Genomic DNA, 1,111 nt, shown 5'->3' with positions numbered 1-1,111 from the left:
GATGGATGTACGCGCCGCCGTTGCCGTTCAGGCAGGCAAGCCGCTCGAGGTCATGACGGTTCAACTCGAAGGGCCGCGGGCCGGCGAAGTCCTGATCGAGGTCAAGGCCACCGGCATCTGCCATACCGACGATTTCACCCTGTCCGGCGCCGATCCGGAAGGCCTGTTCCCGGCGATCCTCGGCCATGAAGGCGCCGGCATCGTCGTCGACGTCGGTCCGGGCGTCACCTCGGTGAAGAAGGGCGATCACGTCATTCCGCTCTACACGCCCGAGTGCCGCTCCTGCCCGTCCTGTCTGTCGCGCAAGACCAACCTGTGCACCGCGATCCGCTCGACGCAAGGGCAAGGCCTGATGCCGGACGGCACCTCGCGCTTCTCGATCGGCAAGGACAAGATCCACCACTATATGGGCTGCTCGACCTTCGCCAACTACACGGTGCTGCCGGAAATCGCGGTTGCCAAGGTCAACCCGGACGCGCCCTTCGACAAGATCTGCTACATCGGCTGCGGCGTCACCACCGGCATCGGTGCAGTCATCAACACCGCCAAGGTGGAGATGGGCGCGACCGCGATCGTCTTCGGTCTCGGCGGCATCGGTCTCAACGTCATCCAGGGCCTGCGTCTCGCCGGTGCCGACATGATCATCGGTGTCGACCTCAACAATGACAAGAAGGCCTGGGGCGAACGCTTCGGCATGACCCACTTCGTCAATCCGAAGGAGGTCGGCGACGACATCGTGCCCTACCTCGTCAACATGACCAAACGTGGTGCCGACCAGATCGGCGGCGCCGACTACACCTTCGACTGCACCGGCAACACCAAGGTGATGCGCCAGGCGCTCGAGGCCTCACATCGCGGCTGGGGCAAGTCGGTCGTCATCGGCGTTGCCGGCGCGGGCCAGGAAATCTCCACCCGGCCGTTCCAGCTCGTCACCGGCCGCAGTTGGATGGGCACCGCCTTCGGCGGCGCGCGCGGCCGCACCGACGTGCCGAAAATCGTCGACTGGTACATGGAGGGCAAGATCGAGATCGATCCGATGATCACCCACACCATGCCGCTCGAAGACATCAACAAGGGCTTCGAGCTGATGCATTCCGGCGAAAGCATCCGC

1 protein-coding gene is annotated in these 1,111 nt (G+C 64.4%); it reads left to right on the top strand.

Annotated features, from left to right (window positions below; all coding sequences use genetic code 11):
• Nucleotide 1: 1 nt before the first annotated feature.
• Nucleotides 2-1,111, top strand: a 1,110-nt coding sequence (locus V7S54_RS33230; protein WP_336410026.1) for an S-(hydroxymethyl)glutathione dehydrogenase/class III alcohol dehydrogenase, incomplete at its 3' end; no start/stop codon positions are given.

Origin of the sequence: Ensifer sp. CCNWLY38 (genome assembly GCF_037120565.1) — a bacterium.
Lineage (GTDB): Bacteria > Pseudomonadota > Alphaproteobacteria > Rhizobiales > Rhizobiaceae > Ensifer > Ensifer adhaerens_H.
The sequence above is the reverse complement of the archived record's forward strand: the minus strand, read 5'-3'. Positions and strand labels throughout refer to the sequence as shown.